This is a genomic window from Pseudomonas sp. BC42 (assembly GCF_021560055.1).
GTDB lineage: Bacteria > Pseudomonadota > Gammaproteobacteria > Pseudomonadales > Pseudomonadaceae > Aquipseudomonas.
The window spans coordinates 6,670,317-6,693,099 of sequence record NZ_CP091067.1 but is presented as its reverse complement, the minus strand read 5'-3'; the positions used below and the strand labels follow the sequence as shown (position 1 = coordinate 6,693,099).

The window sequence follows — 22,783 nt, the reverse complement described above, 5'->3', positions numbered from 1 at the left end:
AAAACGGGTAATTGACAGTATAGCCGTCAATAATTTGGCTAGTTTTTTTCGAGATTAACTTTATGCCAAACTATTGACCTTATGGGTGCCATCCTAAACAATCGCCGAATTAATGTCACATTGATATTCGTGCAGTAACCTGACTTGAAGTATGTGAACCAGTTCTTAGTTTGAACTTTCCGACGGACGGTCATTAATGGTTGTAATCATTCGATGTGGCGCCACGTTTTGACGTGTTTCTGGACAAGCTGTCCGAGGGAAATTTCTATCATGCGTTTTCACCTGTTAAAGGCCCTGCCGTTCGCCTTAGCCGCGAGTTTCGTGCAGGCACAAACACTCCCCGAAGCCATGCAGAAAGCACTGGATGTGCACCCGGAAATTCAAGCCGGGGTCAACAGCCGTCTAGCCGCTGACTATCAGCTCAAAGCCGCCAAAGGTGGCTATCTGCCACGGGTCGACATGCTCGCCGGCTACGGTCGCGAGGGCACCGATAACCCCAGTACTCGCGCGGGTACTGGCAGCAATCACTGGGAAACCTTGAATCGCGGAGAGTCAAGTTTACGTCTCCAACAGATGGTTTTTGACGGTTTTGCCACGTCCAGCGAAGTCGGGCGTCAACAAGCCACCGTCAATTCCCGGGCCTATTCCCTGCTCGGCACCTCCGAGCGCACCGCGCTGACTGTGGCCCAGGTGTACCTGGACGTGCTGACCCGCCGTCAATTCGTGCAGTTGGCGGAAGACAACCTGCGCAACCACGAACGCATCTACGACCAGATCAAGCTGCGCACCCAGCGTGGCGTGGGCAGCGGCGCCGACCTCGATCAGGCCGAAGCGCGTATGGCCCAGGCCCGCAACAACCTGATCACCGAGCAGACCAACCTGGCCGACGCCCAGACCAACTACCTGAGTGCGGTAGGGCAGATGCCGGATCAGCTGGAGCGTCCTGCCAGCTTCATGGCAATGATGCCGGCCAACCTTGATGAAGCCCGGCGCCAGATGCTGGAAAACAGCCCGATCCTGCGCTCCGCGGAATCCGACATCGTGGCTGCCGAGAAGCAGTACGACGCCGCCAAGTCGGCGTTCTACCCACGTTTCGATGCCGAGCTGGGACGCACAGCCGACAACGATCTGGACGGTCAGAACGGCCACAACAATGAATGGCAGGCCATGTTGCGCATGCGCTTCAACCTGTTCGCCGGTGGCAGCAACAAGGCCGACCTTGAGTCCAAGGCCTACCAGTCGAATCAGGCCCTGGATATCCGCAACAACGCCTTGCGGGTCTTGAACGAGGAACTGGGCCTGGCCTGGAACGCCTTGAACAACGCCAACGCCCAGGTGCCGATTGCCCAGCAATACGTTGATCGCAGCACGGCAGTGCGCACCGCCTACCAGAAGCAGTTCAGCCTGGGCGAACGTACCCTGCTGGACTTGCTCGACAGTGAAAACGAACTGTTCACCGCGTCCCGGCGTTTGGCCGAGATCAAGAACATTCAGTTATTTACTCAGTATCGAATCAAGGCGACCATGGGCGAGTTGCTCAAGAGCCAGGGAGTGGTCGCACCTATGGCTTCCGTCGTGCAGAACGATGCGAAGCCCAAGGTCCAGCTGCCTGGGATGAATTGAGCTATTTTCATCCAACAGCCAGCCAAGAGTGTCCAGCGTGGAATCAGAAGCCAGTCGAGCGCAATTTAGTCATGATCCACGCGGTATGCATGACGACCCCTTGCTGGATGGATTGCTGACCCTCTGCTTCCTGCATCAGAAGCCCGCCAGTGCGGCCATGCTGACCACCGGTCTGCCATTGCCGTCACAGCGCCTGAGCGCCGAGTTGCTGCCCCGCGCGGCAGCTCGGGCCGGGTTGCAGGGGCGCGTGCTGCGCCGCAAGCTCGAGCAGATTCCGACCATCGCCATGCCCGCCCTGTTGTTGCTCAAGAACGGTCGCAGCGCCGTGCTCCTGGGCTGGCAAGGTGAAGACCAGGCGCGCCTGCTGCTCAGCGAAAGCGATGGCGGCGAAGTCTGCGTCGATCGCCAGCTGGTGGCCGACGACTACAGCGGGCAGGTGTTCTTCGCCCAGCCCCAGCACAAGTTCGACGTCAATCACGGTTCGCTGATTCCCCGGGCCCGCTCCTGGTTCCGCGACACCCTCAAGCGCTCGCGCTGGCTGTATGCCGACGCCATCGCCGCCAGCCTGTTGATCAACATCATCGCCATGGCCGCGCCGCTGTTCGTGATGAACGTCTATGACCGGGTGGTGCCCAACCAGGCCACGTCGACCCTGTGGGTGCTGTCCATCGGCATCATGGGTGCCTATATCTTCGACCTGATCCTCAAGAGCCTGCGCAGCCTGTGCCTGGATCTGGCGGGGAAGAAGACCGACCTGATCATTTCCGCCACCTTGTTCGAGCGCATCGTCGGCATGGCCATGAAGTACCGCCCGGCCCGGGTCGGCAGCTTCGCCCAGAACATCCATGAGTTTCAGAGCCTGCGGGACTTCCTCGCGTCCCTGACCCTCACCAGCCTCATCGACCTGCCCTTCACCCTGCTGATCTTCCTGGTGATCGCCATCCTCGGCGGCCACCTGGTGTGGATCCCGGTGCTGGCCTTCCCGATCGCCCTGGGCATCGGCTACGCCTTGCAGAAGCCCCTGGTGGCGACCATGGAAAAAACCATGGCCCTGGGCGCCGAGCGCCAGTCGAGCCTGATCGAAACCCTCGCCGGGCTGGACGCGGTGAAGGTCAACAACGCCGAAAGCGAGCGTCAGTACCAGTGGGAGCAGACCATCGGCACCCTCAGCCGCCTGGAGCTGCGGGTGAAGATGCTCTCCAGCCTGGCGATGAACATCACCCTGCTGATCCAGCAACTGGCCGGGGTGACCATGATCATCTTCGGTGTGTACCAGATCATCGACGGCAACCTCAGCATGGGCGGCCTGATCGCCTGCTACATGCTCAGCGGCCGGGCCCTGAGCCCGCTGGCCTCGCTGTCCGGCTTGCTGACCCGTTACCAGCAGGCGCGCGTCACCATGACCTCGGTGGACCAGATGATGGAACTGCCCCAGGAGCGCAATTTCGACGAGCGCCCCCTGAGCCGCAGCGTGCTGCAGGGCGCCATCGAATGCCGGCTGCTGAATTTCACCTACCCGGGGCAGCAGAACCCGGCGCTGAAGAACATCAACCTGGTGATCAAGCCGGGCGAGAAGGTCGGCATCATCGGCCGCAGCGGCTCAGGCAAGAGTTCCCTGGCCAAGCTGCTGGTGGGGCTCTACCAGCCGGACTCCGGGGCCTTGCTGGTCGATGGTGTGGACATCCGCCAGATCGACGTCAGCGAACTGCGCCACAACATTGGCTACGTGCCCCAGGACATCCAACTGCTGGCCGGCACCTTGCGTGACAACCTGACCTCCGGTGCCCGTTACGTCGAAGACGAACTGGTGCTGCAAGCCTCCGAACTGGCAGGGGTGCATGAATTCGCCCGGCTGCATCCGCAAGGCTATGAACTGCAGGTCGGCGAGCGCGGGCAGAACCTCTCCGGCGGCCAGCGCCAGAACGTCGCCCTGGCCCGTGCCCTGTTGCTCAATCCACAGATCCTGCTGCTCGACGAGCCCACCAGCGCCATGGACAACACCGGTGAAGAGCGCCTGAAGCAGCGCCTGGAATCGGTGGTGCAGAACAAGACCGTGGTCCTGGTCACTCACCGGGCGTCGCTGCTGTCGCTGGTGGACCGGCTGTTGGTGGTGGACCGTGGACAGATCCTGGCCGATGGCCCGAAAGCGGTGGTGATGGAAGCGTTGAAGAAGGGGCAGATCAGTGTTGCTTAAGTCGGGATTCAAGGACGCGATCCGCCGCTATTTCAAAGGCGGCGATTCCCTCAAGGGGCAGCCGCTGCCCGAAGTCAACAAGGCCCTGATCGAGGACGCGCCTCGGGTCATTCGCCTGACCATCTGGGGCATCATCGCCTTCTTCCTGTTCCTGGTGCTGTGGGCCAACTTCGCGGTGATCGACGAAGTGACCAAGGGCGAGGGCAAGGCCATTCCGTCGTCCAAGGTGCAGAAGATCCAGAACCTGGAGGGCGGGATCGTCTCCGAGCTGTACGTCAAGGAAGGTCAGGTGGTGGAGGCCGGTGCGCCGCTGATTCGCCTGGACGACACGCGCTTCCAGTCCAACGTCGGTGAAACCGAGACCGTGCGCCTGTCCATGCTGCTGCGGGTCGAGCGCCTGAGCGCCGAGGTGGATGAGCGCGAACTGAACTTCCCCGCGGACGCGGTCAAGGACGCGCCCGGCCAGGCGGCCAGCGAAAAGTCCCTGTACCAGAGCCGTCGCCAGCAATTGCACGACGAGATTGGCGGCCTTCAGGAGCAATTGATCCAGAAGCAGCAGGAATTGCGTGAGTTCACCTCCAAGCAGGCCCAATACCGCCAGCAACTGGGCCTGCAGCGCCAGGAAATCGCCATGTCCGAGCCCCTGGTGGCCCAGGGCGCGGTGTCGCCGGTGGAAGTGCTGCGGCTCAAGCGCGCTGAAGTGGAAACCCGTGGCCAGCTGGACGCCACCACCCTGGCCATTCCCCGCGCCGAGTCGGCGATCAAGGAAGTGCAGCGCAAGATCGATGAAACCCGCGGCAAGTTCCGCAGCGAGGCCCTGACCCAGCTCAACGAGGCGCGCACCGAACTGAACAAGGCCAGCGCCACCGGCAAGGCCCTGGAAGACCGGGTCAGCCGGACCCTGGTGACCTCGCCGGTGCGCGGTATCGTCAAGCAGCTGATGGTCAACACCATTGGCGGGGTGATCCAGCCGGGCAGCGACATGGTGGAAATCGTGCCGCTGAACGACACCCTGCTGGTGGAAGCCAAGATCCGTCCCCAGGACATCGCGTTCCTGCACCCGGGGCAGGAAGCGATCGTCAAGTTCAGCGCCTATGACTACACCATCTATGGCGGCCTCAAGGCCCGTCTGGAGCAGATCGGCGCCGACACCATCACCGACGAAGACAAGAAGACCACCTACTACATGATCAAGCTGCGCACCGACCGCAGCCATCTGGGCACCGACGAGAAACCGCTGCTGATCATCCCCGGGATGGTGGCCTCGGTGGACATCATCACCGGCAAGAAAAGCATCCTCAGCTACCTGCTCAAGCCGATCATCCGCGCCCGCGCCGAAGCCCTGCACGAGCGCTGATCCGCGTAAAAGGCGACCTTGCCAGCCTTGTAGAAGCTGGCTTGCCAGCGAAGGGGCCCGTGAGAGCGCCTTCGCCAGCAAACCGGCTCCTGCAGTTCGTCTCATCGAGCCGTCGACAGCGCCGCGTCCCCAGGCATCGCGCCAGTCGAATCAACATATCGTTATTCACTAACGGTATTTAAATTCGTTTTCTTATATCTATAAAGTCAACTCCCTGCGTACCTGCCGACCAATCGGCGCGCCGCACGAAATGAACCCACACGGGATCTCCGTGAGTTTCTGATCGACGCGCGCGCCTTGGGCGCGCCTGCGCGGGAGTTTTAAGTCATGTCTGCATCAGCCAGTGCCGCCGCCGTTGCCGCACAAGCCTTCGAAATCCGTCCTTTCAACGGCGCCGTCGGCGCCGAGATCATCGGCCTGGACCTGTCCCGGCCGCTCAACGACCAGGACTTCGCCCGCATCCACCGCGCCCACCTGGATCATCACGTGGTGGTGTTCCGCGACCAGCGCATCAGCCCCGAACAACAGATCGCCTTCAGCCGCCGTTTCGGCGAGCTGCAGATCCATGTGCTCAAGCAGTTCCTGCTGGCCGGGCACCCGGAAATCCTCATCGTTTCCAACATCATCGAGAACGGCCAGTCCATCGGCCTGGGGGATGCCGGCAAGTTCTGGCACTCGGACCTGTCCTACAAGGAACTGCCGAGCCTGGGCTCGATGCTGCACGCCCAGGAACTGCCGGCCGAAGGCGGCGACACCCTGTTCGCCGACATGCACCAGGCCTGGGACAAGCTGCCCGAGGCACTGCGCAAGGCAGTGGAGGGTCGCAGTGCCGCGCATTCCTACACGGCGCGCTACAGCGAAACCAAGTTCGAGGGCAACTGGCGCCCGACCCTGACCCCGGAGCAACTGGCCCAGGTCGCCGAAGTGGTGCACCCGATTGTCCGCACCCACCCGGAAAACGGCCGCAAGGCACTGTTCGTCAGCGAAGGCTTCACCACCCGCATCATCGGCCTGCCGGAGGACGAAAGCGCCCAGGTGCTGGCCGAGCTGTACGCCCATAGCGTGCTGCCGGACAACGTCTACCGCCACCAATGGCAGCCCCATGACCTGGTGTTCTGGGACAACCGCTCGCTGATCCACCTGGCCGCCGGCTGCCCGAGTCACCTGCGCCGCAAGCTGTATCGCACCACCATCCAGGGCGACGCCCCTTACTGATCGGCCGGCTCGGCAGGAGAAACACCATGTCCTTATCCATTCCCTTCATTCCCCGCCTCGGTCAACTGGCCACGGCCATCGGCCTGGGTTTCAGCCTGCTGGCCGGCAGCCTGGTCGCCCCTACGGCGGCCCATGCCGAGGGCGAGATCCGCATCGCCGAACAGTTCGGCATCGTCTATTTGCTGCTCAACGTAGTGCGCGATCAGCACCTGATTGAAAAGCACGGCAAGCAAGAGGGCATCGACATCAAGGTCGACTGGACCCAGCTGTCCGGCGGTGCAGCGGTCAACGACGCCTTGCTGTCGGGCTCCATCGACATTGCCGGAGCCGGCGTCGGCCCGCTGTTGACCATCTGGGATCGCACCCACGGTCGGCAGAACGTCAAGGCCGTGGCCTCCCTCGGTAACTTTCCCTACTACCTGGTGAGCAACAACCCCAAGGTCAAGACCATCGCCGACTTCACCGAGAAGGACCGCATCGCGGTGCCGGCGGTGGGTGTCTCGGTGCAGTCGCGCTTCCTGCAGTACGCCGCCGCCAAGCAATGGGGCGACCAGGAATTCAATCGCCTGGATAAGTACACCATCGCCGTGCCTCACCCGGATGCCACTGCCGCGCTGATTGCCGGCGGTACCGAGCTGACCGGGCACTTCTCCAACCCGCCGTTCCAGGATCAGGCCCTGGAGAACCCCAACGTGCATGTGGTGCTCAACACCTACGACCTGCTGGGCCCGAACTCGCCGACGGTGCTGTTCGCCACCGAGAAATTCCGCAACGACAACCCGAAAACCTACAAGACCTTCGTCGAGGCCCTGGCCGAGGCGGCCGAGTTCGCCCAGAACGACAAGGGCGCGGCCGCCGACACTTACATCCGAGTGACCAAGGCCAAGATCGATCGCGCCGCGCTGCTGAAGATCATCGACAACCCGCAGTTTGAATTCAGCGTGACGCCGAAAAACACCTACCCGCTGGCGGAGTTCCTGTACCGGGTGGGCGCCATCAAGAACAAGCCGGAATCGTGGAAGGACTACTTCTTCCAGGACGCCAAACCGCTGCAAGGGAGCTGACAGCCATGAACGCCCCCTTGCCAGGCCACACGGCCAGCAATCCCACGGCCATCGCCGAAGCGCTGTTGGCGGTGGATCAAGTCAGCCTGGAATACCGCACCCCGCAGCGCGTGGTGCGGGCCACCCACCAGGTGAGTTTCGAAATTGATCCGGCTGATCGTTTTGTCCTGCTGGGGCCTTCGGGCTGCGGCAAGTCGACCCTGCTCAAGGCGGTGGCCGGATTCATCCAGCCCTGCGAGGGGGAGATTCGCCTGCAAGGCCAGCGCGTTAGCCAGCCCGGGCCGGACCGCATCGTGGTGTTTCAGGAGTTCGATCAACTGCCACCCTGGAAAACCGTGAAGCAGAACGTGATGTTTCCCCTGCTGGCGTCCAACACCCTCGGTCGTCGCGAAGCCGAGGAGCGCGCTCTGCATTACCTGGAAAAAGTCGGGCTGGCAGCTTTTGCCGATGCCTACCCGCACACGCTGTCCGGTGGCATGAAGGCCCGCGTGGCAATCGCCCGGGCCCTGGCCATGCAACCGAAGATCTTGCTGATGGACGAGCCCTTCGCTGCCCTCGACGCCCTGACCCGGCGCAAGATGCAGGAGGAGTTGCTGCTGCTCTGGGAGGAGGTGCGCTTCACCTTGCTGTTCGTCACCCACTCCATCGAGGAGGCGCTGGTGGTGGGCAATCGCATTCTTTTGCTGTCGCCCCATCCGGGGCGGGTGAGGGCGGAGGTCCACAGCCACCAGTACGACCTGCAAAGCCTTGGCGGCGTGGCTTTCCAGCAGACGGCACAGCGTATTCATCGCTTGCTGTTCGATGAAGGCCAGGGGCCTGACACCGAAACCGAACTGGATTTCGCCGATATCCGTATCGCCTATTGAGCCGTCAGGCCACCGTTCAACGAGGAACGCCCGATGAGCCAGTCATCCCCCGTGCGCGAAGAATACGAAGTTGTCCTGCAACCCTTGCTGCAAGTCCCGCTGGAGCGAGAGCTGCCCCTGGGCCAGCGTCTCTGGCAACAGGGCTGGCTGCGCAAGGGCCTGATCCTGATCCTTTTGGCGCTGCTGTGGGAGGCCGTGGCCCGCTACCAGAACAACGACCTGCTGCTGCCCAGCTTTGTGCAAACCGCCAGCGCCCTATACCAGGGCCTGCTCAGCGGCGAATTGCTGGGCAAGGTGGGCATTTCCCTGGTGGTGCTGCTCAAGGGCTACCTGATCGGCATTGTCCTGGCCTTTGCCCTGACCACCCTGGCGGTGTCGACCCAGTTCGGCCGCGACCTGCTGAGCACCCTGACCTCGATGTTCAACCCGTTGCCGGCCATTGCCCTGCTGCCCCTGGCGCTGCTGTGGTTCGGCCTGGGGCAGAACAGCCTGATCTTCGTGCTGGTGCATTCGGTGCTCTGGGCCCTGGCCTTGAACACCTACGCCGGGTTTCTCGGCGTCTCGGAAACCCTGCGCATGGCCGGGCGCAACTACGGCCTCAAGGGCCTGCGCCTGGTGCTGTTCATCCTGATCCCGGCGGCGCTGCCGTCGATCCTGGCCGGGCTGAAGATCGGCTGGGCCTTCGCCTGGCGCACCCTGATCGCCGCCGAACTGGTGTTCGGCGCCACCAGCGGCAAGGGCGGCCTGGGCTGGTACATCTTCCAGAACCGCAACGAGCTGTACACCGACAAGGTCTTTGCCGGGCTGGCGGTGGTGATCCTCATCGGCCTGCTGGTGGAAAACCTGATCTTCGACACCCTGGAGCGGATCACGGTGAAACGCTGGGGCATGCAACGCTGAGCGGCCTCGTGCGCCAGCCCCCTCGACTGTAGGAGCGGGCTTGCCAGCGAAGGCGTCCTCAAGGGCGATGCAAGGTTTGAAGGCCCATTCGCCGGCAAGCCGGCTCCTACGCGGGTAGTGGGTTTACGGGGCAGGATTGATCTCCCGCATTTTTCTGGACGGCGAGCCTGCTAGCATTGCGTGCAGATCAATCTTGATCGGCCATGAGTGCTCAGCATGCAACTTCCGGACATGAACCTTCTGGTGGCCCTCGATGCCCTGCTCGACGAGGGCAGCGTGGTCGGCGCCGCGCGGCGCATGAACCTCAGCCCGGCGGCCATGAGCCGGACCCTGACACGAATCCGCGACGCCCTCGGCGATCCGGTGCTGGTGCGCGCCGGGCGTGGCCTGGTGCCCACCCCCAAGGCGCTGGAGCTGCGCAGCCAGGTGCGTGATCTGGTGGAGCAGGCGGCGCTGCTGTTTCGCTCGGCGGATCAGGTCGACCTGTTGACGTTGCGCCGGCGCTTCAACGTGCGCGCCAACGACTTTTTCATCGGCGTCTACGGCGGGCGCCTGATCGACACGCTGGAGCGTCAGGCACCGTTGTGCGAGCTGCGCTTCGTGCCCGAAGGCGACGGCGACGATGAGGCCCTGCGGGAAGGGCGGATCGATCTGCGAATCAGCAACACCCGGCCGCTGACCCCGGAAGTGAAGGTGCAGAACCTGTTCACCACCGCCTTTGTCGGCCTGGTGCGGGAAGATCATCCGTTGCTCGACGAAGAGATCACCGCCGAGCGCTTTGCCGCGTTCCCCCATATCAGCATGTCGCGCCGCGGCATTGCCCGCGGACCGATCGACGCGGCCCTGGCGGAGCAGGGTCTTGAGCGCCGGGTGTCGCTGATTGCCCCGAGCTTTCATGCGGCCATGTTCATGCTGCCGGATTCGGACCTGATCCTGCCGGTGCCCCAGGAAACCCTGCTCAGTGTCTCGCGCCTGGGCTTGCGCCTGCGCTCGTTCGTGCTGCCGATTTCTCTGCCGACCCTGGTCCTGACCCAGGCCTGGCACCCGCGCTACGACAAGGACCCGGCGCACAAATGGTTCCGTGAAACCCTGCGCAGTTCCTGCCAGGCCACCTGGCAGGAAGCCCAGCCTGCCACCTTGTAGGCGCCGGCTTGCCGGCGAAGCGATCTTGAGGGCCCCTTCGCTGGCAAGCCAGCTCCTACGGTCAATAGGGTTAATTGTTGCGTTTGACGCACTTATAAACTGTCGATAAGTCAGTTTTCGTCAGCATTGGCTGTTCATAAACTGCTCTGGTTTTCTTGTCTGGAGCAGTATTTCCATGAGTTCCCTCGCTGTCGCTGCGCCTGCTTCGGTTGAAGCCGCCAGTAAGCCGGCAGCCATTGCGCCGCCGGTGTTCGGGCCGCGGATCATCATCGGCCTGGTAGGTGTGCTACTGGCGGTGCTGGTCAGCGGTCTCAACGAGATGGTGACCAAGATCGCCCTGGCGGATATTCGCGGTGCACTGTTCATCGGCTTCGACGAAGGCACTTGGCTGGTGGCCTGTTACACCGCCACTTCGGTGGCGGCCATGGCCTTCGCGCCCTGGTGTTCGGTGACCTTTTCCCTGCGCCGTTTCACCCTGTGTGCCATTGCGCTGTTCACCCTGCTGGGGGTGCTGTGCCCCGTCGCCCCCAACTACCAGAGCCTGTTGCTGTTGCGCACCCTGCAAGGCCTGGCCGGGGGCGCGCTGCCGCCGATGCTGATGACCGTGGCCCTGCGCTTCCTGCCGGCCAACGTCAAGCTCTACGGCCTGGCCGGCTACGCCCTGACCGCCACCTTCGGCCCCAGCCTGGGCACGCCCCTGGCGGCACTCTGGACCGAGTACGTGGGGTGGCAGTGGGCCTTCTGGCAGGTGGTGGCGCCCTGCCTGCTGGCCATGGCGGCGGTGGCCTACGGCCTGCCTCAGGATCCGCTTCGCCTGGAGCGTTTCAAACAGTTCAACTGGCGGGGCCTGCTGCTGGGCTTCCCGGCGATCTGCATGCTGGTGATCGGCATTCTTCAGGGCAATCGCCTGGACTGGTTCCACTCGCCGCTGATCAGTGTGCTGCTGGTCGGTGGGTTGGTGTTGCTGGTGCTGTTCATGATCAACGAATGGTCGCAGCCGATCCCGTTCTTCAAGCTGCAGATGCTCGGCATCCGCAACCTGTCCTTCGCCTTGCTGACCCTGGCCGGGGTGCTGGTGGTGCTGACCGCGGTGATCATCATCCCCTCGGCCTACCTGACCCAGGTCCAGGGCTATCGCCCGTTGCAGACGGCGCCGGTGATGCTGGTGATGGCCCTGCCGCAACTGCTGGCCCTGCCCCTGGTGGCGGCCCTGTGCAACTTGCGCTGGGTGGATTGCCGCTGGGTGCTGGGGATCGGCCTGGGCATGCTGGTGCTGTCCTGCCTGGGCGGCACGCACCTGACCGCGGCCTGGATTCGTGACGACTTCTATGTGCTGCAACTGCTGCAGATCTTCGGCCAGCCCATGGCGGTGCTGCCGTTGCTGATGCTTTCCACCGGCAGCATCACCCCGCTGGAAGGTCCCTTTGCCTCGGCCTGGTTCAACACCGTGAAAGGCCTGGCGGCGGTGATCGCTACCGGGGTGCTGGATGTGCTGACCACCCACCGCCTGCATTTTCACTCGACGATGCTGGTGGACAGCCTGGGCAACTCGCCCCTGGTGGACGACCGGCTGGCCGGGCTGGCCCAGCGCCTGCACCAGCAAGCCGTGGTGCTGACGTCCGCCGATCTCTATTTCTGCATGGCGGGAGTAGCCGCTGCGCTGATCCTGCTGATTTTCTGGATGCCGACGCGGATCTATCCACCGCGGGCAGCCACTTGAACGAGAAGGTTTTTATGACACTCCAGAGCAAAGACAAAATCGCCATCGCCGTGGTGACGGTGGCCGCCCTCGGCGCGCTGGCCTATGTGGCCGCGCCGGGCCTGTTTGGCCGCTCCAGCGCGCAGAGCACCAACGATGCCTTCATCGCCGCCGACTACACCCTGGTGGCACCACGGGTGGCCGGGTTCATCAAGGAGGTGCTGGTGGAGGACAACCAGCAGGTCAAGGCCGGGCAACTGCTGGCGCTGATCGATGACCGCGACCTGCGGGCCGCGGCCCAGGCAGCGGATGCCGAAACCCTGGTGGCCAAGGCCCAGTTGCAGAACGCCCGAGCGACCCTGGATCGGCAGAGCTCGGTGATTGCCCAGGCCCAGGCGGCCTTGAGCGCGGCCCAGGCCGAGCGCGCCTTTGCCGAGCATGAGCTGAACCGCTACAACCACCTGGCCGGGGTCGGCGCCGGCACGGTGCAGAACGCCCAGCAAGCCAAGACCCGCATCGACCAGGCCAGTGCCCGCTTGGCCACCGCCACCGCGGCACTGGCGGCCGAGCGCAAGCAGGTGGAGATCCTCACCGCCCAGCGCGACGCCGCCGAAGGTGGCCTGAAACGGGCCCAGGCGGCCCTGGAAATGGCCAGCTACGAGCTGTCCTACACACGTATCGTGGCACCGGTGGACGGCATGGTCGGCGAGCGCGCGGTACGGGTCGGCGCCTATGTCACTCCGGGCAGCAAGATCCTCGCCGTGGTGCCCTTGCAGCAGGCCTATGTGCTGGCCAACTTCCAGGAAACCCAGCTCACCGCCATGCATCCCGGGCAAACGGTGGAGGTGCGGGTCGACAGCCTGGGTGACGAGACCCTGCGCGGCCGGATCGAGAGCCTGGCACCGGCCACCGGTGTGACCTTCGCCGCGGTGAAACCGGACAACGCCACCGGCAACTTCACCAAGGTGGTGCAGCGCATTCCGGTGAAGATTGTCCTGGAGCCTAACCAGCCCATGGCCGAGCGCCTGCGGGTCGGCATGTCGGTGGAGGCCAGCGTGGACACCCGCAGCTCGGCCACCAGCGCCCGCGAGGTGACTCAGCGATGAGTAGCCTACGCCGCAAGCACAGACGCTCTGCGTGGCGAGGGAGCTTGCTCCCGCTGAGGTGCGCAGCAACCCCGGAACCCTCCGACACCCTTGTCCCCGCCACTGGCGAAGGCGGTTTTGCGAGTGCTGCGCACTCGAGCGGGAGCAATCTCTCTCGCCACGGGGGCCGTGCATTGCTGACATTCAGTGCGCTGGCACTGGCCGCCTGCAACGTCGGCCCGGATTTCCAGCGGCCCCAGGCGACCCAGGTCCAGGCCTGGTCGGTGCCTGCGCCAGGCGCCGCCAGCCGGGCGGTGGACAGCCCCATGCAGGAGCGCTGGTGGGAAGTGTTCAACGACCCGCAACTCTCGGCCCTGAGTCGTCGGGCCCTGAGCGACAACCTCGACCTGCAACTGGCCAGCAGCCGTTTGCAGCAGAGCCGGGCGGCGCGTCAGGTGATCAGCGCCGAGCGCTACCCGAGCACCTCGGCCAATGGCGGCTACGCACGCAAACGCAACAGCGCCGAAGGCCTGAACGACCCGTCGGGGAACAACGGCAAGTCGGCGTTCAATCTCTGGGAAGCGGGTTTCTCCGCGGCCTGGGAGCTGGATGTGTGGGGCCGGGTACGGCGTGAAACCGAGGCTGCCGACGCGACCCTGGAGGTGGCGGAAAACGATCGCCGTGGGGTGCTGCTGTCGGTGCTGGCGGAAACCGCCCAGGACTACATCCAATTGCGGGGCGTACAGAACATCCTGGCAGTCACCGAGCAGAACCTGGAGGTCGCCCGACACAGCCTGAAGCTCTCGCAATTGCGTCTGGCCGACGGCGTGGCCACCGACCTCGACGTCGCCGAGGCCGCCGCCCAGGTGGCCACCATCGAGGCGCAACGGCCTTCGCTGCAACAGCGCCAGGCGCAGTTGATCAATGCCCTGAGCCTCCTGCTGGGGGAGCCGCCCCAGGCCCTGCATCAGCAGCTGGCCAGTGCCGCTCCCGTGCCGCAACCGCCGTCTCGTGTGGCGATCGGCCTGCCTTCGCAACTGGCCGAGCGGCGCCCGGATATCCGTCAGGCCGAGGCCCGGCTGCACGCGGCCACGGCCAGCATCGGCGTGGCCAAGGGCGACTTCTATCCGCGCATTACCCTGTCCGGCAACGTCGGCTCCCAGGCCCTGCAATTGGCGGATTTCGGCACCTGGGGCTCGCGCCAGTTCGGCATCGGCCCGCAGTTCAGCCTGCCGCTGTTCGACGGTGGTCGCCTGCGGGGCATGCTCCAGCTGCGCGAGGCCCAGCAGCAGGAAGCGGCCCTGGCTTACCAGCAGACCGTGCTGCGGGCCTGGCATGAAATCGACGATCAGCTGACCCGTTACAACGCCAGTCAGTTGCGGCGCGACAGCCTGGCCGAGGCGGTGCGGCAGAACCAGATCGCTTTGCGTACCGCGCAGCAGCAGTACGTCGAGGGTGTAGTGGATTTCGTCAACGTTCTGACCGTGCAGGGCGCCTTGCTGGCCACCCAGGAGCAGTGGGTGGAAAGCTCCGCCGCGGTGTCCCTGGCCATGGTCGGGCTGTACAAGGCGCTGGGCGGTGGCTGGGAGTCGGTGTACCCGTTGCAGGTCGCCAGCCAGCGGCATTGAAAGGCGTTTTGCCTGGATTGAGAAAAAAGTGTAATGATAATTGCTCTCAATCATGTGTGCAGTTTGATTCATGCCAGCCACCACTGACGGCAACACCCAGCTCCATCGTCTGTATCAGGATCACCACGGCTGGTTGCAGGGCTGGCTGCGCAAGCGCCTGGGCGATCGCGAGCATGCGGCGGATGTGGCGCAGGACACCTTTCTGCGCCTGTTGCTGTCGGGGCGCTTTCCCGGGCAGCAGGAAAGCCGCAGTTACCTGGCGCAGATCGCGCGCAATCTGGTGATCGACCAGTGGCGCCGGGCACGCATCGAGCGCGCCTACCTGGACAGCATCGCCCACCTGCCGGAGCCGCAGACCCCTTCCCTGGAAAGCCGCGCGCTGATCCTGGAAACCCTGATGCAGATCGACACCATGCTCGATCGCATGCCGGACAAGGTGCGCCAGGCCTTTGTCATGTCGCAGTTCGAAGGCTTGGGTTATGCGCAGATCGCCGAGCGCCTGGAGGTGTCCGTCAGTTCGGTGCAGAAGTACATGACCCGCGCGATCCAGGCCTGCTATCAGGTGCTTTACGCAGAATGAAACCCCATCAGGCCCCCATTGCCCCCAGCGTCGTCGAGCAGGCCAGCGAGTGGCTGATGTTGCATTGGGGCGGCGAACTGAGCCCGCAGCAGCGCGCGGCCTTCGAGGCCTGGCAACAGGCCGATCCCGAGCACCTGCGGGCCTGGCAACGCTTGCAGCACCTGCAACAGACCTTGCAAGGCGTACCGGAGCAGGGCGCCCATGTGCTGCTGGCCAAGGCCCCGGACCTGCAGCGCCGGGCGGCGTTGAAGCTGCTCGGCTTGTTGCTGGTGGCCGGTGGCAGTGGCTATCTGCTGCAAGGCAGCCAGCCCTGGCGCGCGACTTTTGCCGGGGAGCGCAGCGCCACCGGGCAGGTACGTCATCTGACCCTGAGCGACGGCAGTCGCCTGGACCTCAACAGTGCCAGCGCCGTCGATGTGCTGTTCACCGCCAGCGAACGGCGGATTCGCCTGATCCAGGGCGAGATCCTGCTGACCAGCGGGCATGACTCGTCGCGGCCGCTGATCGTTGAAACCGCTGCCGGCGACATCCAGGCCCTGGGTACGCGCTTTGCCGTGCGCGAGCTGGAGGGTGGCACCCGGGTCGATCTTTACCAGGGCGCGTTGCGCGTCAGCCCGCGGCAGGCCCAGGCCCTGCACCTCAATGCCGGCGAGCGCCTGTGGTTCAGCGCTGATCGGGTTGCCCCCCGGCAAGTGGCCGAGGTCAATGCCAGCAGCTGGAGCGAGGGCCGGCTGATTGCCGAGCGCCAGCCCCTGGGGCAGTTCATCTCCGAGCTGGCGCGCTATCGACCAGGGGTGCTGCGCTGCGACGAGCAGGTGGCGTGCCTGTTGCTCACCGGCGTCTTTCCCCTGGCGGACAGCGACGCGGTGCTCGCGGCCCTGGAGCATGCGTTGCCGGTGCGGGCGCACGCGGTGACGCGCTACTGGGTGACCCTCAAGCCACGCGAGTAAATAAAAATCTGCCGGGCCGTTGTCGGTTCTGCCGAGCTGTTCGGGATACTCCATGAAAGCCGATCAAGACGCATTCTCATGGGGAGTTCAGGAATGCCTTACCCGACCACAGCATCCATTTTGACCCTGGGCACCTCCGCCCGCCGCCACGCCCTTGTCGCGCTGCTGGCCATGGCTCCGGTGTGCCCGGGCATTGCCCAGGCCGCCGGCGACAGCCACCACCAGGCACGGGACTACCAGATTGCCGCCGGCAGTCTGGACCAGGTCCTGAACCGTTTTGCCGGTGCCGCGGGGATTCTCCTGTCGGTGGATGCGAGCCTGACCGCCGGCAAGCACAGCGCCGGCCTGCAGGGACGCTACGAAGTGGCGCAGGGCCTGCAGACCCTGCTCGCCGGCAGTGGCCTGCAGGCGGTGCAAAGGGGGGGCAGCTGGGGCCTGCAACCTCTGCCCCAGGACGGCGCCCTGCAACTGGCACCGACCCGGATCGGCGTCACCCAAGTTGATGAGCATGCCTGGGGCGCGGTGCCGGGAATCGTCGCCAAGCGCAGCGCCACCGGGAGCAAGACCGACTCGGCGCTGGTGGAGATTCCGCAGACCATCAACGTGATCGGCGCCAAGGAAATCAAGGCCCGTGGCGCCCAGAGCGTGACCGAGGCGCTGCTCTATACCCCGGGCATGACAGGCGGCGGTTTTTCCGATCGGGTGAAGATTTTCGACGAGCCCACCTCCCGGGGGTTTTCCCCGACGCCGATGTACCTCGATGGCCTGCATCTGCCCTACGGCGGCGGCAGCACTGGCGGTGCCCTGCAGATCGAGCCCTATGCCCTGGAGCGCATCGAAGTGCTCAAGGGCCCGGCCTCGGTGCTCTATGGGCAGAACCAGCCGGGCGGGATCGTCAACATGGTCAGCAAGCGGCCCACCGAAACCCCTTTGCATCAGCTGGTGCTGGAAGCCGGCAGCTATGACCACAAGAGCATCGCCCTGGACCTGGGCGGGCCGCTGGATGAGCAGGGGCAGTTCCTCTATCGCCTGACCGGGCTGGCCAGCGACAGCCAGGACGCCATCGACTACGTCCAGCGTCAGCGCCAGTTCATCGCCCCGAGCCTGACCTGGCGGCCCGATGACGACACCCAACTGACACTGTTCGCCCAGTTCCAGAAAGACAACGACGTACCCGAGGCCCAGGGCCTGCCCAGCGTGGGCACGGTGTTCGCCAACCCTAATGGCAAGATCGACCGCGACCTGTTCCTCGGCGAGCCCGGGGTCAATGCCTACGACCGCGACCAGTTCGTCCTCGGCTACGAGTTGTCCCATCGCTTGAACGATGTCTGGACCCTGAAGCAGAACGCCCGCTACGCCGATGTCGATGACCGCTACCGCGCGCCGCTGCACGGCTACAAGTTCGTCAGCAATCCCAAGACCGGGCTCGACGACCAGCGCTACATGAGCCGCTACGGGGTCGACTGGAAGCAGCACAACAAGGTCTACGGCGTGGACAGCATCGCCCAGGCCGAATTCGACACCGGGCCGTTCAGCCATACCCTGCTGGTGGGGCTGGACTACTACCACTTCAATTCAAAATTCGACGGCAAGTACGACTTCAACCCGCCGATCCTCGACATGTTCACCCCGACTTACGGTCAGTCGCTGAATTTCGGCAACCCCTACCAGTGGGACAACACCGTCATCCAGACCGGCCTGTACGTGCAGGACCAGATCAAGTACGAGCAGTGGGTACTGGTGCTCGGCGGTCGCAACGACTGGGCGGAAACCGATAACAAGACGCCGCTCAATGGGGGGCATACCAACGCCAAGAGCCAGTCCTTCACTGGGCGCGGCGGGCTGGTGTACCTGTTCGACAACGGGCTGGCGCCCTTTGTCAGCTATTCGGAATCCTTCCTGCCCTTGAGTGGCACCAGTCTCGGCGGCAGCGCTTTCAAGCCATCCACGGGCAAGCAGTACGAAGTCGGGGTGAAGTTCCAGCCACCGGGCCAGGAGAGTTTCGTCCAGGTGTCGGCCTACCAGCTGGACCAGGAGAATATCCTGACCCCCGACCTGACCAGTCCCGCGCACAGCGTCCAGAGCGGCGCGGTGCGCTCCCGGGGGATTGAGCTGGAAGCCAAGGCCAGCCTGGGTGAATCGCTGGACGTGATTGCCTCGGCGTCGCGCAACGACATCAAGTACACCAAGGACAACGACGGGCGCGAAGGGCGTCACCCTGCCGGCATGCCGCCGCTGACCGCCTCGCTGTGGCTCAACTACACGATCCTTGGCGACACGCCGCTGGCGGGCCTGGGCGCAGGCGTCGGCACCCGCTACGTCAAGGGCAGTTATGGCACCGATTACGACGGCGCCTTCCAGATCCCGTCCTACACCGTGTACGACGCCAGCCTGAGCTACGACCTGGAAAAATCACCGCTGCAATGGAAGGGCGTGAAGCTGGCGCTGAACGTGAAGAACCTCACCGACAAGACCTACGTCGCCAACTGCACCAGCATCTGGGACTGCTACTACGGTGAGGGGCGGACCCTGGTGTCGAGCTTGACCTATGACTGGTAAGCCCGTTGTCGTCGGGGCTCACCAATAGTCCGGTTTGATTGCGGGCGCCTTGCGGGTCGCGACTCGTTCGGGGAACTGGTGTTTTTGCAGTTCCTCGGCGGTGACGACCCGGCGCATCCAGTGGGCCTGCGCTTTCAGGGAGCCGGGTTGCGGACGCGGGTACTGTGGCCGGTGAGGCAGGATCACGCCAAGGGTCACGTCCGGAAAGTCTTCGCGAATGGCCCGCAGCGCCGGTGTCATGTCGGTATCCCCCGAGACCAGTACCAGTTGCTCGATGCGCTCGCCTGGAGGATGCAGAAGCTGTCGGGCCGCGAGGCGATACATGCTGATTGCCAGGTGGACATCGGTTTCCTTTTCCTCGAGTTTCCAGATGTCCACCGTGTCTTGGCGCGAAGCTCCCACGGCTTTATCGATGAAGCGCGGGGCTTTGGCCGGTTCAAGCTGGTGGCGACCCAGGTGCACATTGACCTGACGCGCTTTCAAGGCCCGCAAGTAGGTGTCTTGTGCTTCCTTGGAGGCTCGGCCGCGGGTGGCCAGCCGGGGTTTGACCGAAGAGGTGAAGTAGTCCACCGAGACCAGTCGGCTGGCGGGGTTCTCGATCTGCACGATATGGGTCAGCAACCCGGGCAGGTCGAGCCACTTGAATGGGGTGTCAGCCAGCAACCCGTAGAACAGGTTGTAGCCGTCGACAAAGAAAGCCGTGCGCACTATTCCATTCCCTGGAAACGAAAAAACCGGCCTGGGCCGGTTTTTTCACCCCAACGGCCAGCGAACTTAATCTCTGCGTACGGGGTTGAGTTGTGAGGTCGAGCCTAGTGCCTGTACTCGTGGGGGTCAATCCTTGTCCGACGAGCGAGGAATGGCAAATGGCTGCCTGGTGCATCAACTCCGCAGGGACCGTTTTGCCCCAGCAGGCTCCGAGGATCAAGGGTATCGACGGGTATTACTGTGAGCACTTATTGCGCCGGACTCAGGGCTCAGGCTGAGGATTCTGCAAGAACACCACATAGCCCCTGAACCAGGGGCTGTCGCGCAGGGCCTGGGGTTCCTGCCAGTCGCCGCCCTGGATCAGGCCGACCTTGTAGGGTAGGCCCATGCGGTCCAGGCGCGGCAGGTAGCTGGCGTAGTTGGGGATGCTGCGGCGGCCCTGGTAGGTCTGCACCACCACTTCGTCCACCACGCCCTTGAGCTGGCCGATGGCTTGCGGGTCGGCGTTGCTGCCCCAGTCCATCAGGCCGGTGATGCTCAGGCGGTAGTGCGCGGGCAGGCGCTGGCGCAGGTCACGGAGGAAATTACCGTAGCGTTCGAGGTCGCGGGTGCTGCTGTCAAAGTCGATCTGGATGCCCACCACCGGGCTGCCCGTGGCCTGCCAGCGCTGCAACTGGCCGAACAGCTGGCGATACACCGGTTCGCTCCAGGCCAGGGTGTGGGCGCGGTATACCACCCACACCTGTTCCTGGGGCAGGCGCGACACCGGCAGGCCTTGGGCGATGAGCTGGACGCCGCTGGCCGGATGGCGCCGCGAGCGGCTGATCTGGCCCTGGAGGATGTACAGGGTCTTGGCCCGGGCCAGCACTGGCTGGGTCTTGACCCCGCTCCACAGCCAGAAGGCGTCGTGGTCGGCGGCCTGCACTGGCGCCGCGCCGGCCGCCGGGGTGGCCCACCACAGCCAGAGCGGCAGCAGGCCGTAACCCAGGGACTTCATTCTCACCAGTAGTAGCGCAATGACTGGCTCCATTGGGTATCCCCCAGCTTGGTCTTCAACTGACGGAACCAGGCCTTGCGCACGGCCGGTTCGACGCCGGCGCCGCCACAGTTGTTGTGGCCCGAGGAGGCGTAGCAGTTGATGGCCCGGTACAAGGCGTAGGCCCGGTCGTCACGGCTGGCCTTGGGGTTGTTGATCACCACCTGATAGCCGTCGAGCCGCGAGAACGGCTTGCCCGGGAACGCATCCGGGGTGCCGCCCAGGTTCTGGGCCGGTGGCGGGGTGTCCAGGGGCATGCGGTCGAAGCCGCTGAAGCGCATGAACTCGCCGAGGCAGATCAGCCCGGCCGGAGCCTTGGGATCACGCTGCAGGAGGGCGGCCGTCTCCACCAGGCTCGGGCACCGGTAGTCGGGGGTTTGCGCTTCGGGCTGTGCGCCATTCCAGTGGAAATCCTGCAATGGCGTGGTACTGAGGTAGATGTAGCCCAGGCTGGCGGGAAGACTGGCGTCGGGCAGGGTGGGCGGCAGTTGCTCGTAGTCCTGGCCGAAGGCCGCGTACTGGCCGCGGGTCAGGTCCTTGTACAGCAGGATAAAGCGCGCGGCGTTGCGCTCTTCTGCCGAGTCGGCCTTCTGCGCCTGTTGGCGCAGCAGTTTGGGCGAGGCCACCTGGCGCAGGAGAATGGCGCGCACCTGGGCGGTCTTGATCGGCGAGTCGGCGGCGAACACCTTGTCCAGTTGGCCGCTGCGCTCGTAGGTGTAGGCCAGGGCCAGTTCCAGCTGTTCGCGTTGCAGCGGTTGCTGGGCCAGGGGCAGCAATTGCAGCCACAGCGCCTCGGCGCCTTTCCAGTCCTGTTGGGCCTGCATTGCCAGGCCACGCAGGGTCTGCTGGCTGAAGCTCAGGTAGTCCAGGTGCGCTGGCAACTGGCTGGGCAGTTGCTTGAGCGCCGTGGCCGGTTGCTGCTCGACATACAGGCTGAAGGCGGCCTGCAGATAATCGAACAGTGCCGGTTGCCCTTCGAACAGGGCTTTTTGCTGTTGCAGGGTGTCGCGGGTCAATGCCGCCGGCGTGGCGCCGCGCATGTGCATCAGGTCCTTGACCGCCAGCAGCAGCGGGGCCTTGAAGTTGTCTTCGGGCAGGCTCAGCAGTTTGTAGTCGACTTCTTCCACCAGGTCGTCCAGACGCATGTTGCGCGGGGTGCCCGGCGCCTGGGTCAGTTGCCAGGCGTAGTCGTCGGCCAGGGCCGGGGTGTCGCCCGTCAGCCAGTGCACACGCCGGATCAGGCCTTTGGCGGACACGGCGTAACGGCCCTGTGGATAAGCCTTCAGGTAGGCCTCGAAACCGGCGCCGGCCTGTTGCAGGACGGCTTTGTCCACATGCTCCAGATTGACCATGCTCCATTCATCGAAGGCGTTCTGCTGGGCCAGGTTGAGGGTGGTGCGCGGGCTCATGTAGGCCGCGGTTTCGGCCAGCCAGGGCTGGGGATTGTCCTTGAGCGCGGCAAAACCGTTGCCGGCTTCGCTGAAGCGGCCGCTGTAGAAGTCGGCGGCGGCCTGCAGGTAGCTGGCGAACGCCTTGGCCGCCGCCGAGTTCAGGTTGCCTGGCAGCAGCTTGCTCATTTCGCTGGCGTTCCAGCTGCAGCTGGCCAGCAGTTGCACCCGGGCTTCGGCCAGGGCCTGGCGTTCTTCCGGGCTCAGTGGCGCCTGGTTGAGCTGCTCGACAAAGGCCAGGGCGCTGGCGTCCGAGTTGCTGCGGCAGCGGCTGCCTTCTCCGGAGAGAAAGCCGTCCCCGGCGGTTTCCTTGCTGTCGCGACGCAGGCCCACGGCCTCCAGCAGGCTGTCGAGCTGCTCGGTGGCGGGCGAGGGGCCGGGCTTGGGTGGGTTGCCCGTGTCGGGGTCGAGTTCAGGGGCCGCCGGGTACAGGCGATAGTGCATGAAGGGTACGGGACCGTAGCCCATGCCCAGTTCATCCTGGGCCAAGGCCCTGGGAGTCAGAGGCAGACTGCCCTGGTCGGCCAGCAGCAGCCGCAGGTTGACCCGGCTGTCGTTGCCCGGGCTGAGAAAGGGCAGATTGCTGCAACCGTCCAGTTGGTTGGCGTACAGCTTCCAGGTCGGTGAGCAGGTGTCATCCGAACTGGCCTGGGCCTGGCCGGCGCAGAGCGCCGCGAGGGCCAGGGTCAATGACGAGAGCAGAAGCTTGCGCATGAATTGTCCTTAAT

The 22,783-nt window shown here is 64.4% G+C and carries 17 protein-coding genes; 14 read left to right on the top strand and 3 right to left on the bottom strand.

What is annotated here, in order from left to right:
- Positions 1-270: 270 nt before the first annotated feature.
- The 14 genes from L1O02_RS30265 (at position 271) to L1O02_RS30200 (ending at position 18,863) form a co-directional block, all read left to right on the top strand.
- Positions 271-1,623, top strand: coding sequence for a TolC family outer membrane protein (locus tag L1O02_RS30265; RefSeq protein ID WP_060836916.1), 1,353 nt, complete (start codon positions 271-273; stop codon positions 1,621-1,623).
- A 37-nt stretch (positions 1,624-1,660) separates the two neighbouring features.
- Positions 1,661-3,817 carry a type I secretion system permease/ATPase gene (locus L1O02_RS30260; protein WP_060836917.1) on the top strand — a complete coding sequence of 719 codons (2,157 nt, stop codon included), beginning with the start codon at positions 1,661-1,663 and terminating at the stop codon, positions 3,815-3,817.
- Entirely contained in the window at positions 3,807-5,174 is a 1,368-nt protein-coding gene (locus L1O02_RS30255) for an HlyD family type I secretion periplasmic adaptor subunit (RefSeq protein ID WP_060836918.1), read from the top strand. The genes L1O02_RS30260 and L1O02_RS30255 overlap by 11 nt, the downstream gene beginning before the upstream one ends.
- A gap of 327 nt (positions 5,175-5,501) precedes the next feature.
- Positions 5,502-6,389 (top strand): TauD/TfdA family dioxygenase, encoded by an 888-nt coding sequence (locus L1O02_RS30250; RefSeq protein WP_060836919.1) that lies wholly within the window; start codon positions 5,502-5,504, stop codon positions 6,387-6,389.
- 38 nt (positions 6,390-6,427) lie between these two features.
- Entirely contained in the window at positions 6,428-7,453 is a 1,026-nt protein-coding gene (locus L1O02_RS30245) for an ABC transporter substrate-binding protein (protein ID WP_235760275.1), read from the top strand.
- Positions 7,454-7,458: 5 nt separating this feature from the next.
- Positions 7,459-8,319 (top strand): ABC transporter ATP-binding protein, encoded by an 861-nt coding sequence (locus L1O02_RS30240; protein ID WP_060836921.1) that lies wholly within the window; start codon positions 7,459-7,461, stop codon positions 8,317-8,319.
- 33 nt (positions 8,320-8,352) lie between these two features.
- The gene (locus tag L1O02_RS30235; protein ID WP_060836922.1) at positions 8,353-9,219 is read left to right on the top strand and encodes an ABC transporter permease; all 867 of its coding nucleotides are present in this window, start codon (positions 8,353-8,355) and stop codon (positions 9,217-9,219) included.
- A 216-nt stretch (positions 9,220-9,435) separates the two neighbouring features.
- Entirely contained in the window at positions 9,436-10,362 is a 927-nt protein-coding gene (locus L1O02_RS30230) for a LysR family transcriptional regulator (RefSeq protein ID WP_060836923.1), read from the top strand.
- Positions 10,363-10,537: 175 nt separating this feature from the next.
- Complete coding sequence (locus tag L1O02_RS30225; RefSeq protein WP_235759302.1) at positions 10,538-12,082, top strand: MFS transporter; 1,545 nt, start codon at positions 10,538-10,540, stop codon at positions 12,080-12,082.
- A 14-nt stretch (positions 12,083-12,096) separates the two neighbouring features.
- Positions 12,097-13,167, top strand: a complete 1,071-nt coding sequence (locus L1O02_RS30220; protein WP_060836925.1) for an HlyD family secretion protein — start codon at positions 12,097-12,099, stop codon at positions 13,165-13,167.
- A complete protein-coding gene (locus L1O02_RS30215) occupies positions 13,164-14,774 on the top strand; it encodes an efflux transporter outer membrane subunit (RefSeq protein WP_235759300.1) in 1,611 nt (536 codons plus the stop codon). The genes L1O02_RS30220 and L1O02_RS30215 overlap by 4 nt, the downstream gene beginning before the upstream one ends.
- 70 nt (positions 14,775-14,844) lie before the next feature.
- Complete coding sequence (locus tag L1O02_RS30210; protein WP_060836927.1) at positions 14,845-15,354, top strand: sigma-70 family RNA polymerase sigma factor; 510 nt, start codon at positions 14,845-14,847, stop codon at positions 15,352-15,354.
- Positions 15,351-16,304, top strand: coding sequence for a FecR domain-containing protein (locus L1O02_RS30205; RefSeq protein WP_108545784.1), 954 nt, complete (start codon positions 15,351-15,353; stop codon positions 16,302-16,304). The genes L1O02_RS30210 and L1O02_RS30205 overlap by 4 nt, the downstream gene beginning before the upstream one ends.
- Before the next feature lie 93 nt (positions 16,305-16,397).
- The gene (locus tag L1O02_RS30200) at positions 16,398-18,863 is read left to right on the top strand and encodes a TonB-dependent siderophore receptor (RefSeq protein ID WP_108545785.1); all 2,466 of its coding nucleotides are present in this window, start codon (positions 16,398-16,400) and stop codon (positions 18,861-18,863) included.
- 18 nt (positions 18,864-18,881) lie between these two features.
- Here the strand turns inward: L1O02_RS30200 and L1O02_RS30195 are convergent, their stop codons facing one another.
- The 3 genes from L1O02_RS30195 to L1O02_RS30185 form a co-directional block, all read right to left on the bottom strand.
- Positions 18,882-19,571 carry an NYN domain-containing protein gene (locus L1O02_RS30195; protein ID WP_060842105.1) on the bottom strand — a complete coding sequence of 230 codons (690 nt, stop codon included), beginning with the start codon at positions 19,569-19,571 and terminating at the stop codon, positions 18,882-18,884.
- Between the two features lie 262 nt (positions 19,572-19,833).
- The gene (locus tag L1O02_RS30190) at positions 19,834-20,601 is read right to left on the bottom strand and encodes a DUF3142 domain-containing protein (RefSeq protein WP_108545786.1); all 768 of its coding nucleotides are present in this window, start codon (positions 20,599-20,601) and stop codon (positions 19,834-19,836) included.
- Entirely contained in the window at positions 20,571-22,769 is a 2,199-nt protein-coding gene (locus L1O02_RS30185; protein ID WP_108545787.1) for an outer membrane assembly lipoprotein YfiO, read from the bottom strand. The genes L1O02_RS30190 and L1O02_RS30185 overlap by 31 nt, the downstream gene beginning before the upstream one ends.
- Positions 22,770-22,783 lie beyond the last annotated feature (14 nt).

Bases quoted from the DNA above. Each gene is read 5' to 3' on its own strand.
- L1O02_RS30265 (WP_060836916.1), top strand. From the start codon at position 271: ATGCGTTTTCACCTGTTAAAGGCCCTGCCGTTCGCCTTAGCCGCGAGT.
- L1O02_RS30250 (WP_060836919.1), top strand. From the start codon at position 5,502: ATGTCTGCATCAGCCAGTGCCGCCGCCGTTGCCGCACAAGCCTTCGAA.
- L1O02_RS30240 (WP_060836921.1), top strand. From the start codon at position 7,459: ATGAACGCCCCCTTGCCAGGCCACACGGCCAGCAATCCCACGGCCATC.
- L1O02_RS30235 (WP_060836922.1), top strand. From the start codon at position 8,353: ATGAGCCAGTCATCCCCCGTGCGCGAAGAATACGAAGTTGTCCTGCAA.
- L1O02_RS30230 (WP_060836923.1), top strand. From the start codon at position 9,436: ATGCAACTTCCGGACATGAACCTTCTGGTGGCCCTCGATGCCCTGCTC.
- L1O02_RS30225 (WP_235759302.1), top strand. From the start codon at position 10,538: ATGAGTTCCCTCGCTGTCGCTGCGCCTGCTTCGGTTGAAGCCGCCAGT.
- L1O02_RS30220 (WP_060836925.1), top strand. From the start codon at position 12,097: ATGACACTCCAGAGCAAAGACAAAATCGCCATCGCCGTGGTGACGGTG.
- L1O02_RS30215 (WP_235759300.1), top strand. From the start codon at position 13,164: ATGAGTAGCCTACGCCGCAAGCACAGACGCTCTGCGTGGCGAGGGAGC.
- L1O02_RS30210 (WP_060836927.1), top strand. From the start codon at position 14,845: ATGCCAGCCACCACTGACGGCAACACCCAGCTCCATCGTCTGTATCAG.
- L1O02_RS30205 (WP_108545784.1), top strand. From the start codon at position 15,351: ATGAAACCCCATCAGGCCCCCATTGCCCCCAGCGTCGTCGAGCAGGCC.
- L1O02_RS30200 (WP_108545785.1), top strand. From the start codon at position 16,398: ATGCCTTACCCGACCACAGCATCCATTTTGACCCTGGGCACCTCCGCC.
- L1O02_RS30190 (WP_108545786.1), bottom strand. From the start codon at position 20,601: ATGGAGCCAGTCATTGCGCTACTACTGGTGAGAATGAAGTCCCTGGGT.
- L1O02_RS30185 (WP_108545787.1), bottom strand. From the start codon at position 22,769: ATGCGCAAGCTTCTGCTCTCGTCATTGACCCTGGCCCTCGCGGCGCTC.